This window comes from Sphingomonas sp. R86521 (genome assembly GCF_042466235.1).
In the GTDB taxonomy this organism is placed as follows: Bacteria; Pseudomonadota; Alphaproteobacteria; order Sphingomonadales; family Sphingomonadaceae; genus Sphingomonas.
The window spans coordinates 1,919,673-1,932,376 of record NZ_JAXHBY010000001.1; the positions used below are offsets into that span (position 1 = coordinate 1,919,673).

10 protein-coding genes are annotated in these 12,704 nt (G+C 68.2%); 3 read left to right on the plus strand and 7 right to left on the minus strand.

What is annotated here, in order from left to right:
- Positions 1–22 precede the first annotated feature (22 nt).
- On the minus strand, positions 23–703 hold the full coding sequence (locus SJY20_RS08940; RefSeq protein ID WP_380786394.1) for an SDR family NAD(P)-dependent oxidoreductase: 681 nt from the start codon (positions 701–703) through the stop codon (positions 23–25).
- The gene (yaaA, locus tag SJY20_RS08945) at positions 700–1,449 is read right to left on the minus strand and encodes a peroxide stress protein YaaA (RefSeq protein ID WP_380786395.1); all 750 of its coding nucleotides are present in this window, start codon (positions 1,447–1,449) and stop codon (positions 700–702) included. Before yaaA ends, SJY20_RS08940 begins: the two co-directional genes overlap by 4 nt.
- Before the next feature lie 184 nt (positions 1,450–1,633).
- Here yaaA and SJY20_RS08950 point away from each other — a divergent pair, with 184 nt between their 5' ends.
- Positions 1,634–2,926 (plus strand): hypothetical protein, encoded by a 1,293-nt coding sequence (locus SJY20_RS08950; RefSeq protein ID WP_380786396.1) that lies wholly within the window; start codon positions 1,634–1,636, stop codon positions 2,924–2,926.
- 49 nt (positions 2,927–2,975) lie between these two features.
- On the opposite strand, the gene SJY20_RS08955 is transcribed toward SJY20_RS08950, so the two are convergent.
- Positions 2,976–3,443, minus strand: coding sequence for an Lrp/AsnC family transcriptional regulator (locus SJY20_RS08955; RefSeq protein ID WP_380786397.1), 468 nt, complete (start codon positions 3,441–3,443; stop codon positions 2,976–2,978).
- A gap of 207 nt (positions 3,444–3,650) precedes the next feature.
- Here SJY20_RS08955 and SJY20_RS08960 point away from each other — a divergent pair, with 207 nt between their 5' ends.
- Both SJY20_RS08960 and SJY20_RS08965 read left to right on the plus strand, forming a co-directional pair.
- A complete protein-coding gene (locus tag SJY20_RS08960; RefSeq protein WP_380786399.1) occupies positions 3,651–5,393 on the plus strand; it encodes a sensor histidine kinase in 1,743 nt (580 codons plus the stop codon).
- Positions 5,390–6,382, plus strand: coding sequence for a polysaccharide deacetylase family protein (locus tag SJY20_RS08965; protein WP_380786400.1), 993 nt, complete (start codon positions 5,390–5,392; stop codon positions 6,380–6,382). The genes SJY20_RS08960 and SJY20_RS08965 overlap by 4 nt, the downstream gene beginning before the upstream one ends.
- Before the next feature lie 7 nt (positions 6,383–6,389).
- Here SJY20_RS08965 and dacB read toward each other — a convergent pair whose 3' ends face one another.
- From dacB to SJY20_RS08985, 4 genes are read right to left on the minus strand one after another with little or no spacing between them, the layout of a single operon-like run.
- Positions 6,390–7,760: a D-alanyl-D-alanine carboxypeptidase/D-alanyl-D-alanine-endopeptidase gene (gene dacB, locus SJY20_RS08970; protein WP_380786401.1), complete on the minus strand. Its 1,371-nt coding sequence runs from the start codon at positions 7,758–7,760 to the stop codon at positions 6,390–6,392.
- A 32-nt stretch (positions 7,761–7,792) separates the two neighbouring features.
- Positions 7,793–8,677 (minus strand): LysR family transcriptional regulator, encoded by an 885-nt coding sequence (locus tag SJY20_RS08975; protein WP_380786403.1) that lies wholly within the window; start codon positions 8,675–8,677, stop codon positions 7,793–7,795.
- Between the two features lie 43 nt (positions 8,678–8,720).
- Entirely contained in the window at positions 8,721–10,316 is a 1,596-nt protein-coding gene (locus SJY20_RS08980; RefSeq protein ID WP_380786404.1) for an amidohydrolase family protein, read from the minus strand.
- Positions 10,313–12,682: a penicillin acylase family protein gene (locus tag SJY20_RS08985; RefSeq protein WP_380786405.1), complete on the minus strand. Its 2,370-nt coding sequence runs from the start codon at positions 12,680–12,682 to the stop codon at positions 10,313–10,315. The genes SJY20_RS08980 and SJY20_RS08985 overlap by 4 nt, the downstream gene beginning before the upstream one ends.
- Positions 12,683–12,704 lie beyond the last annotated feature (22 nt).

The window sequence follows — 12,704 nt, forward strand, 5'->3', positions numbered from 1 at the left end:
CGCGTGCGTCCCGGAGCGACGATTACGGAGAAACCTCGACCCCATCCCATGCGAACAGCTTGCCGCTGTCCGGCGCCCGCAACCCGTCGATCACGTCGAGCAACTGCACCGCCGCGCGGTCCGGCTTGAACAGCCGACCCGGCGAGACATTGCCCTGGAACGGTCGCGACAGATCGGTATCGACCGTGCCGGGATGCAGCGCGACGACGATGCCGCTCGAATTGCGCCTTTTGTCCTCGATCGCCAGCGTGCGGACCAGCTGGTTCACCGCCGCCTTCGACGCGCGATAGCCGTACCAGCCGCCCAGCTTGTTGTCCGAAATGCTCCCGACCCGCGCCGACAATACCGCGAACACCATCCGCCCGGATTTCGGCATCAGCGGCAGAAAATGCTTCGCCACCAGCGCCGGGCCGATCGCGTTGATCGCGAAATTGCGCGCCATCCACACCGGATCGATCTCGCGCATCGCCTTTTCCGGGCCGCGGTCGCCGTCGTGCAACAGCCCGGTGGCGACGACGACCAGCGTGGGAGAACCCGTGATCCGCCCCGCCGCCGCGACGATGCTCGCCTCGTCCTCCAGATCGATATGCCGGTCGCCGGTTTCCGATCGCGCGAAACCCTGGACCGGGATGCCCTCGTCGATCAGCGCTGCTTCCAGTGCCGCGCCGATCCCGCCCGACGCACCGATGATCACCGCGCTCATTTGCGGACGAACCGCCAGACGTCGTCGGTGCTGCCAGCGGCGTCATAGGCGTACCCGTCGGTATCGAATCCCTTCATCGCCTCGATATCCTCGATGTGGTGCTCGGCCGTCCAGCGCGCGACCATGCCGCGGGCCTTCTTGGCGTGGAAGCTGACGAACTTCTCTGCCGCGCCCTCGCGGAAATCGACCGCGACGACGCGAACCGAGCCGGGCAGGCGGCCGTCGACCGACGCCCAATATTCCTGGCTGGCGAGGTTCAGCACGACACCCGACCCGTCCTCCTCGACATCGGCCGCCAGAACCTTGGCGATCCGGTCGCCCCACCAGTCGGTGAGCTTGGTCTTCCGCGGCGCCCAACGGGTGCCCATTTCCAGACGGTAAGGGCGCATCAGATCGAGCGGGCGGAGCAGCCCGTAAAGCCCCGACAGCATCCGGACGTGGCCCTGCGCGAACGCGACCCCCTGTTCGTCGAGCGAGCCGACGTCGAACCCGGTATAGACGTCGCCAGCGAACGCGAACAGCGCCGGCCGTTCCGGCAGCGTATCGAAGTCGCGAAACCGGTCGGCGTTCAGTTTCGCCAGCGCCGGCGAGATATGCATCAGCTCGCGCAGTTTCTTCTGCGGCAGCCTAGCGGCGGCATGCGCGAGCGTCGCCGCCTCGTCGGCGAAGCGCGGCTGCGTGGGGACCAGCGACGGCAGCGGCGTCTCATAGTCTAGCGTCTTGGCGGGGGAGAGAACGGCGATCATGGCCGTCGACTAAACGTCCCGGCGGTCGCGTTCAATTGCCGTTCTGCGACCGTTCAAACGCGGTTCACCGGACGCCGGCAAAGGATCTATCAGGGAACTTAACGCCGGCAGTTCGCTTGAACCGGTCGAACCCCACACATATAGCGGCGCGGGCGCGTCGACGACGCATCAGGAGAGTGCACGTATGAAGACCGTTTCCAAGCTCGCGCTGGCTGCCATCTTTGCGACCGGCGTCAGCGGTATGGCGCTTAGCGCCCCGGCCTATGCCAAGGACAAGAAGGAAGACGTCAAGCCCGGCTTGAAGCTGAGCCCCGACGTCCTAAAGGCCGCCCAGGGTGCGCAGACCGCGATCGCCGCCAAGGATTTCGCTACCGCCGAGCCCGCCGTCGTCCAGGTCGAGACGGCCGCAAAGACGGACGACGACAAGTATATCGCTGCAGCGATGCGCTACGATCTCGAGCAGCAGAAGCTGGCTGTGTCACAGGCGGCTAACCCGAACGCGCCGATCAACGAGACCGTGCTCGCCAAGCCGCTCGATGCGCTGATCGCCAGCCCCAGCACCCCCGCCGCCGACCGCGGCCGCTACAATTATCGCCGTGGCGCGCTGGCCTTCAACGGCAAGCAGTATCCGCAGGCGCTGCAGTATTTCAACAAGGCGAAGGAGCTCGGCTACACCGATCAGAACCTGGCGCTGCAGATCGTCCAAGCCAAGATGAACAGCGGCGACGTCGCTGGCGGCACCGCCGATCTCGAAGCGGCGATCACAGCGCAGTCCGCAGGCGGCCAGAAGCCCGACGAGCAACTCTATCGCTACGCGGTCGCCAAGTCCTATGCCGCCAAGCTGAAGCCTGAGACGCTGACATGGCTGAAGAAGTGGGTCAGCGCCTATCCGACGTCCAAGAACTGGCGCGACACGATCGTGCTGGTCGGCATCCAGCAGAACGCGCTGGTGCCGATGGACGAGACGCAGAAGATCGATCTGTTCCGGCTGATGCGGGCGACCAAGTCGCTGGCCGATCAGACCGACTATCTGCAATATGCCGACAGCGTTAACCGTCGCGGCCTGCCGAGCGAGGCGCAGGCCGTCGTCAAGGAAGGCATCGCATCGGGCAAGATCCCGGCCGCGAACTCGATGGCAAAGACGCTGCTGACCGAGACCGCGACCGCGATTCGCGGTGACAGCCCGATCGCGACGATCGAAAAGCGTGCCGGCGCTGCTGCCAACGGCAAGCTCGCAGCCAGCACCGGCGACGTCTATCTCGGCCAGGACAACTACGCGAAGGCCGCGACGATGTATCGGCTCGCGCTGACCAAGGGCGGTGTGGCCGCCGACGACGTCAACCTGCACCTGGGCATCGCGCTCGCCAAGTCCGGCGACAAGGCCGGGGCGGCGGCTGCGTTTGGCGCAATCCAGGCATCGCCGCGGAAGGAAACCGCGGACCTGTGGTCGACCTGGATGGCAGCACCGGTCGCCTGACCCTACGGCGGGCGCGGGATCATCCCGCGCCCGCCGTCGATACGCTGGACTAGTCCAGCGTCACGGGTATACCGGACAACGCCTTTGCGGTCCGGATCGTCAGCGACGTCTTCACGCTCGCGACGTTGGGCGCCGGCGTCAGATGCGTCGTCAGGATTTCCTGGAAACTCTTCAGGTCCGCCGCGACGATCTTCAGGATGAAGTCGATCTCGCCGTTAAGCATATGGCATTCGCGGATTTCCGCGACGTTGGCGATGTGCTGTTCGAACGCAGTCAGGTCGTGCTCGGCCTGGCTGCGCAGGCTGACCATCGCGAACACGGTGATCGGGAAGCCCAGCTTTCCGGCGTCGAGGTCGGCGTGATAACCGCGGATCGCCCCCGCTTCTTCCAGCGCGCGAACCCGTCGCAGGCAGGGCGGTGCTGTCAATCCGACCTGGTCGGCGAGGTCGACGTTGGTCATGCGACCGTCGGCCTGCAACAGCGACAGGATCTGCCGATCGATCCGGTCAAAACTCATTTCGCTCATACTCCTGAAACATCGCGATTCCGCGCGTTGCTACCCCCATAGCGATAAGATTATTGCGGCGAAACGCAATTGTCCCACAATGCGACGTGAGGGACGATGGGTGTATTCAGTTACCAATTCCGTTATTCCTTATGAGACCCTCCCGCGGTAGTGGAGGGCAGCGACGCCCGGTTCCAAAGCGTCCATCCGGGGGTATCCGTGCGGTTCGACGACAGCCTGAAGACCGTATTGTCCGCCGACATGGCGACCGGCTTCGGCGCGCAATCCGCCTGGCGCCAACTGGTCGACCTGATGAGCCGCGGTCGCATGCCCGTCGACGAACCTGCGATCGCACGTCTGCGGCTGTTGCGTCAGGCGGTTCCGGCCGCAGTCCGGGCCGCCAGCGCGCGGTCTTTGGCATTCGCATCGCCGGGAGTCGCGCTGGTCGGTTTCTTCGCCGAGGACGAACTCGCGATCGCTGCGCCGGTGTTGCGCATGGTTCGGCTTCCCACGGCCGACTGGCTGACGCTGTTGCCTGCGCTTTCGCCCACCGGCCGCTCGGTCCTGCGACACCGCCGCGACCTGCCGTCCGAAGTCGCGCGCGGGCTGCAGACGTTCGGCACGATCGACTTCGTGCTGCCCGCGCCCGAAATCGTCGCCGAGGCTGCACCCGAGCCAGTCCTCGCGCCCGCACCTACTCCCGCGCCCCCTCCGCCGCCGGTGTTGGCCGGACCGCTAAGCGAAACGCCGTTTGTGGCGGTCGGAGACATCGCCCGCGGGCTGCCGGTCGTCGCCCAGGCGTTCCGCCACATCGCCGGCGAACGCTCCAGCGATCCGGCGCGCTTCGAGATTTCCGATCTGGTCGCCAGGATCGACGCGTTCAACCGCGAGCGCATCGCACCACCCGAACAACCGGCTGCACCAAAGGCACCCGGAGAGAGCTTCCTGTTCGAAACCGATTCGACCGGCGTGATCCGCTGGATAGAGGGCGTTACCCGCGCACCCCTGATCGGCGTTTCACTCGCCCACGCCACCCTCCAGGGCGACGCTCAGGTGGATGGTGTCGTAGCCGGCGCAGTCCGCCGCCGCTCGCGCTTCGCCGACGCGCGTCTGCAGGTCGGCGGCCTCTCGGATGCAAAGGGCTCCTGGCGGATCTCGGGTATCCCGGTGTTCGATCATCAGAGCGGCCGGTTCACCGGTATCCGCGGCACCGCGCGCCGGCCACGCCACGACGAGGTTGCAGAGCGCCATGCCGCGACCACGACGGTGTCGGATTCGCTCCGCCAGCTGGTCCACGAGCTTCGCACGCCCACCAACGCGATCGCCGGCTTTGCCGAACTGATCGAGACCGAGTTGCTTGGTCCGGTGTCGCCGACCTACCGCGACCGCGCCACCGCGATCCGGACGCAGGCCGGCGACCTGCTCGCCGCGATCGACGATCTCGACACCGCCGCGCGGATCGAGGGACACGCGCTCGACCTGCGGCCGACGATGGTGCTGGTACTGCCCCTGATCGACCGCGTCGTCACCGATCTCGCGCCGCTGGCGCGGCTGCGTGGCGCGACGTTGCTGGTCGATCCGGGCAGCGACGACTGCGAGATAGCCGCCGACGACCGCGCGGTCGAACGCCTCGTCGGGCGGCTGCTCGCGGCGCTGGTCTCGGCGTGTGGGCGCGGCGAGCGGATCGGCATCACGGCGACTTCCGGTTCGGATCAGGTGCTGCTGTCGTTCGATCGCCCGCGCGCGCTGGCCGCGCACGCGACCGAGACCTTGCTCAGCATCGACGCCGAGGACGAGATCGAGGGTGCGCCGCTGCTCGGCACCGGCTTCACCCTGCGGCTGGTGCAGAACCTCGCGGGTGAACTCGGCGGTGGGCTGGCGATCGATGCCGACCGCCTGACCCTGCGCCTGCCTTCGGCGCTGCAGCGCGACACCGGGCAGGCGTTCGACACCGTCCGGTGATTGCCGACACCCGGTACCGCGTACCGCGGCCCTCGACCGCGCAGATGATCGACTGGCCGGACGCGTTCGGCACGCGGTTCACCGTCTTCGTCGATGTCGAGGAGGAGTTCGACTGGCGCAAGCCGCTCGACCGCGCCTCCCGCGCGACGACCGCGATGGCGGCGTTTCCCGATGCGCACCGGCGGTTCGTGGACCACGGCATCGCGCTGACCTGCATGATCGACCACCCGATCGCGACGGATCCCGCATCGGTCGAGATCCTGTCCCGCGTGATCGAGGATGGCCGGTCGGAGATCGGCACACAGCTGCACCCCTGGGTAAATCCGCCGTTCGACGAGCCGGTCGGACCCGTCACGAGCTACGCGGGCAACCTGATCCGCGATCTGGAGGCGGCGAAGATCGACGTGCTGACCGACGCGGTCAATCGCGCGTTCGGCCACCGTCCGCGCGCCTATCGCGCCGGGCGCTACGGGATCGGGCCGCGCACGTTGGCGCTGCTCGCCGAGCGTGGCTACCGGATCGATAGCTCGGTCCGCCCCGGCTACGACTATCGCGGCGATGGCGGACCGGACTTTACCGCGCTCGACAGCGCAGCCTACCGCACCGGCGGCATCGTCGAGCTACCGCTGACCACGGTCTTCACCGGACGCCTGCGCGGTCATGCGAATTGGCTGTATCCGGCTCTCGCCCCATTGGCCAAGGCGCGCGGCGCGGCCGCGCAGCTGGGGTTGCTGTCGCGGATCGCACTGACGCCCGAGGACATGCCGATCGAAGCGACGATCGCCGCGGTCGATGTCGCGCTGGACGATGGCGCGCGGCTGCTGAACTTCTCGTTCCACTCCCCCTCGCTGGCGGCCGGCCACACGCCCTATGTTCGCGACGCGGCGGATCTCGCGCAGTTTCACGGCTGGTGGCGGGCGATGGCCGACCATCTGGCGCGGCGGGGAGTCGCGAACGCTTCGCTCGGCGAAGTGCTGGCCGTCCTGTAACGCGCCGTCAGTACGCCGCGGCGATCGCCAGCAGCGCCTTGTCCACCGCCGGGGTCGCCGAACTATCGCCCGGCATGTCGTTGGCCAGCGCGGAGAAGGTCAGCGTCCGCCCGCTGGCGGCGATCAAAAACCCCGACAGCGCGTTGGCGCCGTTCAGCGTGCCGGTCTTCGCGAACAGTTTCCCATCGAGCGCGGTACCGCGGAACCGACGCGCGACGGTGCCGTCGACACCGCCGACCGGCAGCGTCCCACGCCACGCCGCGCCCCAGGGCTGGACCTGCGTCCAGCGCAGGAACCGCACTGCCGCGCGGGGAGTAAGCCGGTTGTAGCTCGACATTCCGGACCCGTCCGCGAAATCATAAGACCAGCGCGGCACCCCAGCGCCGTCGAGCATCGCGTGTACCGCCTGCTGCCCGTCCGCGACCGATCCGGTCCCCCCGATCGCACCGATCCGGCGCAGCAACAGTTCGGCATGGAGATTCTGACTGATCTTGCTGGTCACGCGCAGATCCGCAGCCAGTGGCGGGGGCGCGAGCCGAGCAAGCACCGGCGGTTCCGGCGGCCGCGGGGCAGGGGCCGTGCCACGGGTTGCGGGATCGTCGGAAGGTGAAGGCGGACGGTGGCGAACCGCGATCGCACCGGTGACGCGAACGCCCAACCCACGCAGCATCGCCGCCAAGCGCCAAGCCGCGCGGTGCGCCGGATCGTCGATGCCGAGCGTCAGCGTCTCCGGCGTTGCGCCCGCCGGGATCGTGCCACCGACGCGGACCAAATCGTCGTTCGGCGCGCGCAAGACGCCCAGTGCCGCCTTCGTGCCGCCAGCCGTCGTGCGATCGTCGATCCGGTAATAACCATCGCCGGTGACGGTGGGCGGTGCCCCGGGCGTCACGGTGATCGTCGTGACATTGTCGTCGATCGTCAGCGCCGAGATCGCGGTGCCCGAGCGGCTCGGGATGTTGTTCCAGCTCATCCCCTGCGGCCAGCGTTCGTCGGAAAACGCGGTGTCGTCGCCGATCACGTCATGCACCACCCGGGTGTGGGCGGCGACCGCGCGCGCCAGCTCGATCAGGCAGTCGGTAACGCAGTCCGCCGCGCTCGACAGTCGCGCATCACCGTGTCCCGCGAGGACGACGTCGCGCCCCTCCATCCGCACCGTCGCGCCCCCGCCGCCATCGGCCGCCGCGGTGTCGAGCAACGCGAACGCCGCGGCGGTCGTGAACATCTTGGTGTTCGACGCCGGAACGAAGCGATCGTCGGGGCGGATCGCGACCACTTCGCGGCCGGTGTCGTCGGCCACCACCAGCCCGATCCGCGTGCCAGGACCTGCGCTCGCCAACGCGTCTTCGACCGCGCGATCACCGGGTGCAGCGGCGATCAACAAAGGGAGCAGGAGCGGAAATATCCTCGGCATCACGGCGCCTCGATGACGTCGCTGAGCAGCGACAGGAATTCGCTCGCCAGCGCACTGGGCGGGCGATCGAGCAGGTGCATCGCATGGACGTCGAAGGTCAGCGGCGGTTTCAGCGATCGCATCGCAAGCCCCGGCGCCATCGACGCTTCGGCCGTGAAATTGTCGACGATGGTCAGCCCGACCCCGGCGCGGACCAGCGCGGCGGCGATGTAGAAGGTGCGCGCCGACGCCACCTCGTCGAGGTTGAGCCCGAGGCGCGCGAGTTCGGTGCTAAACATCTGCCCGATCGGCCCGCTGGCCGCAGGCGTGATGAACGGCCGCCCCGCCAGCTGCGTCAGTTCGACGCGCGACGGCGCATCGGGCATGTCGGCCTCGCGGTAGAGCACCACCAGCTCGCCTTCGCCAAGCCAGACCTGCCCGAGCGGCGCACCGCGCGGGACTTCGGCGGCGATCGCGATATCGGTCTCGCGCTCGTACAGCTTCCGCAGCAGGTCGTCGTGATGCACGGTCTGCAGGTCGAAGCGGACATCGGGTCGCATCGTCATGAACCGTGCCGTCGCGGTCGGCAGCGCGCCGAGTGCCAAGCTGGGAAGTGCCGAGATACGCAGCGTGGTACCGGCACCCGCCCGACGGTTGCGCACCGCCTCGCGCAGCCCGTGGACGCGGTCCTGTATCCCTGCGACCGATTCGAACAGCGCGTGCGCGTCCTCGGTCGGGACCAGCCGGCTGTTTGTCCGCTGGAACAGTTCGAACCCGAGCAGCGATTCAGCGTGGCGCAGCGTCTTCGATACCGAAGGCTGCGAGATGTTCAGCGCGCGCGCCGCCGCGCTGACCGATCCGTTGACATAGACCGCGTGGAAGATCTCGATGTGCCGCAGGTTCATGAGACCGTGTCGGCCACGCCCGGGTGTCGGGTCAAGCGGCCGATCAAGAGGCGGGGCAGCCCGCGGGAGCCGGACGCAGCAGCACGCGGCCGGGCGCGGCGCCGGTCGTCGCGCCGTTCGCGAGCGCAAGCTGACCGTTCACCAGCAGCGTGGTGACGCCGACGCTGGGGACGCGGGGATGGATGTAGTCCGCGCGAGGCGCGTATTTGACCGGGTCGAACACCACGACGTCGGCGAAATACCCGGTGCGCAGATAGCCGCGGTGGTCGATCCGATAGATATCGGCGGTCAGCCCGGTCGAGCGACGCACGAAATCGCGCAGCGTGATGACCTTCCGTTCGCGGACATAGGTCTGATATTTGCGCGGGAAGGTGGCGTATTGGCGCGGATGGCCGTCGGATCCGTCCGAGCTGGTGACGATCCACGGCTGCTTCATCAGCAGGTCGACGTCACGGTCGGCCATGTTGAAGCTGGCGATACCGACGCCTGCAGGCCCGGTGCCCTCGGGATTGGCGACGCGCAGGATGCGGATCGCGGCATCGACCGGGTCCACGCCCCATTGCGTCGCCATCTGGCCGAGCGTCTTGCCGGTCCAGGGCTGGTCCGCGCTGGTCAGCAGGATCGACTCCTTGCCACCGCGGCGTCGCAGGTTCTCGACCATCTCGCGCTTGATCCGCACCAGCGTCGCCGGATCGTCGAACCGCGCGATCAGCTTGGCATAACCACCGTCGCTGGCCCATCGCGGTAACAGCGAGGCGTCGACGCTGGAGCCCGAGGCGAGCCACGGATACTGGTCGGCGGTGACGTTCTGGCCGGCCGCGCGCGCCGCTTCGATCGTCGCGATCAGCTGTGGTGCCTGGCCCTGCAGGTCGACGCCCAGCGCCTTCAGATGCGCGAAGTGCACCGGCATCTTCGCCTCGCGGCCGATCTCGATCGCTTCCTTCGTCGAGTTTATCAGGCCGATCGTGTAGTTGGATTCGTCACGCTGGTGGGTGTCGTAGATTCCGCCGCGGCTGCCCGCCTCGCGCGCCACCGCGATCACCTCGTCGGTCTTGGCGAAACTCTGCGGCGCGTAGAACAGCCCGGTCGACAGCCCGTAGGCGCCTTCGCACATGCCTTTGGCGGCGAGCGCCTTTTCCTGCGCCAGTTCCGCCGGGGTCGGCGCGCGGTCGTCCTGCCCAAGCACGCGGCTGCGGATCGCGCCGAACCCGACGAACGGGATCAGATTGGTGCCGACTTTCGCCGCGGTCAGGGAGCGGGCGTCCGCCGCGACGTCCGGCGTGCCGCCGCCATCGACGCCCATCACGACCGTCGACACGCCCTGCGCCAGCCAGGGCAAATTGAGCCGCTGGGTCGCGTCGGTCGAGCGGATATAGGTGTCGGGGTGGGTATGCGCGTCGATAAAGCCTGGCGCGACGATCTGGCCCTTCGCATCGATCACGCGCGCCGCCGGCGTCCGGCGGCTGGGGCCGACATAGACGATGCGATCGCCGCTGATCTCGACGTCGCCGGTGATCGGCGCGGCGTCGGCGCCCGAATAGATCGTGCCGCCGCGGATCACGACGTCGACATTTGCTGGAGCGGAGACCGCGGGGCCGGCGATGGCCAACGCCAGCGTGGACAGGACGAGGCGGTTCATCGGCGGTTCCCTGTGCGGCCCGAGGGGGTGAGCGCGGTGCGCGAGGCAACCTTTGCATCGACGGCGGCGCGGCTGAACAGCATCGGCTGCATGCGGCCGGCGATCCACGGCGCGTATTGGTCTCGGTAATGCGGCGATCGCGGATCGTTCGACTGGCCGGGCAAATTGAGCATCAGCGAATTGTCCCACGCACCGACATCGATGACCTGCAGATAGCTGGCCCCGCCGCTCGCCCTCCAGCTCGATCCATTGCCGAGCCACCGTGCCATCACGGTGTAGGAATCACCCCCGGTGCCCTCGCCCTCGATCGCGGGGAAGGCGGCGGCGATTGCGGGCACCCGCGACAGCGGATGCGTGATGCGGACCTGATGCAGAGTCCCCCAGCGCCATTTGGCGGGATCGGGTCCGAGCAACGACTGCGCGGTCGCCCAGGCCGAGGTCAGCGCGGCATCGAACATCGCATCGCGCGCCGCGGCGGGATTGCTGCCAAGTCGCGCGTCGGGATGCGCGAGCAGGCCAAGCAGCAACGACGGTGCGATCTCGGTGACCAGGTCCTTGGCGCGTTCGGGCACGATCACCGCGAGCATGCGCGCGCCCAGGTCGCGCCACAGGATCTCGAACAGCGCGGCGGGTGCGCTGTCTGCGTCGATCCGACCGTTCCAGCTGCGCAGCATGTCGGCGGCCTTCGACGGACGCTTCGGCAACAGCGCGAGCAATTGCCGCGCCGGCGTCGAAAGCGTGTCGTGCTGCAGCGCGACGCTGTCCATCAGACTGTGATCCGGTTGCGCCGCGAGCACGTCAGCGATGCGGTCGTAGCGATAGGGGTCTCGGAACGAGAAGGCCGGGATCCGGTCGCGCGGCCAACCCGGCGGCAGGTTGTTCTGGTTGGCGGACGCGAACCAGCCCTTTTTCGGATTATACTCGCGCGGCAACGACGCGAAATCGCGCATCCCGGTCCAGTCGTAGCGGCCGTCGCCCGGCACCGGCAACAGGCCCTCGCCGGTCTTGCGGATGGGGGCGAAGCCGATCACCTGCCACCCGGTATTGCCGTCGATATCGGCATAATGGAAATTGGTCGGCGAGGGGTGGAGGCGGAACGCCTGGCGCAGCGAGGTCCAGTCGCGTGCCAGGTTGATCGCGATCATCGAGAACGAACCGCCACCGCCGGGCTGCATCGCGATCGACCCGAGCACGGTCGCGCGGTGGCGGGCCGGATCGTGCGAGATCACCGGGCCCTGCACGCTGTAGCGCAACGTCGCGGACTGCGCGGCGGCATCCTTGACAGCGATCGCCACCTCGACCCGGGTAAAGCGCTTCCAGCCGCCGGCATGGCGATAGCGTTCGGGATCGGCGGGATCGAGTTCGAGGACGAACAGGTCCTCCTGGTCGATATGGAAATTGGTCCGGCCGAACGCGAAGCGATCGGTATGGCCCTGCATGATCCCCGGCAGCCCGGGTGCGCCGCCGCCGATCACGTCCAGCCCCGGCGCGGTCAGGTGCGCGACATGGCGCGGACCGGACCCGCCGATGCCGAGATGCGGATCGTTGGCAAGGATCGGGCGACCAGTCGCGCTGCGGCTCGGCGCGATCGTCCAGGCGTTGCTACCGGCATTGGCGCGCTCGACCGGGGACTCTGTCGGTTCCAGCGTCGGTGTGCCCGGACCGAACGGCAGCCCGCCCTGGCGCAGCACGCCCAGGTCGGCGTCGGACACCGCCGCGACGTCGAGCCCGGCGGGCACGGTCATGGTCCACGCCGGGCGCAGCGGGGCGACCACCGCGTCGAGATCTAGGAGTCCGAGTGCCGCCAGTTGCGCGCGCCGCACCTCATCGTCCGCGTTGCCGATCGAGGCGCCGCGGGCGAGGACGAATGTGCGGACGTCCCATTTGATCGGGACGACCCCCAGGATACCGTATTCGAGCGGTAGCAGCGACGGGTCGGCGGCGAGCTCGTCGATCCGCGCGTTGATCCCGGCGACGTAAGACTGCGCGCAGGCCAGCACGTCGGCCGGCACCCGGCGCAGTTCTGCATCGAGATCGCCGCGATAGTGGAACAGCCGCGCGACGGCGTCGTGCTTGACGAAGTCGGGCCCGAACGCTTCGGCGAGCCGCCCGAGTTCGCGGCGGTGCGCTAGGTCGATTTGGAACAGCCGGTCGCGTGCCACGACATAGCCCTGGCCGAAGAACGCGTCGGGGATCGAGGCGGCACGGATATGCGGGATGCCGTAGACGTCGTCGACGATCTCGATCGGGGCTGTGAGCCCGTCCATGTCCTTGTGCGCCACGGCGGTTGCTCCCCTTGCGATGGTGACGGGGGCAAGCGCGAGGGTCGCGACCGACCCGTGGAGGAATAGGCGGCGGTCGATCATGGACGATGTCCCCTGCTGTGGC